This window comes from Colwellia marinimaniae, assembly GCF_002207865.1.
Classification (GTDB): Bacteria; Pseudomonadota; Gammaproteobacteria; order Enterobacterales; family Alteromonadaceae; genus Colwellia; species Colwellia marinimaniae.
The window spans coordinates 1-281 of record NZ_BDQM01000209.1 but is presented as its reverse complement, the minus strand read 5'-3'; the positions used below and the strand labels follow the sequence as shown (position 1 = coordinate 281).

Genomic DNA, 281 nt, shown 5'->3' with positions numbered 1-281 from the left:
GTGCTGGAGCTGCTGGAGAACGATCCGCAGCTGTGCGTGGATTACGTCATCGCCTCCGAGGGCTCCGAAGCCTTGGTGCGCCAGCGCCTGGCCAGTTTCAAAAAGCCGCCGCAGGTGCTCACGGCATTGCCCGCCGATACGCGCCCGGATTTGCTGGTGGAGTGCGCCGGCCACCGGGCCATTGAGGAGCATGTACTGCCGGCCCTGGAGCGCGGCATTGCCTGCCTGATGGTCTCGGTCGGCGCGCTATCTGAGGTGGGTCTGGTCGAGCGCCTGGAAGC

The 281-nt window shown here is 66.5% G+C and carries 1 protein-coding gene; it reads left to right on the top strand.

The window, feature by feature from the left end; translation table 11 throughout:
* A partial coding sequence (locus MTCD1_RS18945; protein WP_200818656.1) for a hypothetical protein occupies window positions 1-281 on the top strand: 281 nt, incomplete at both ends.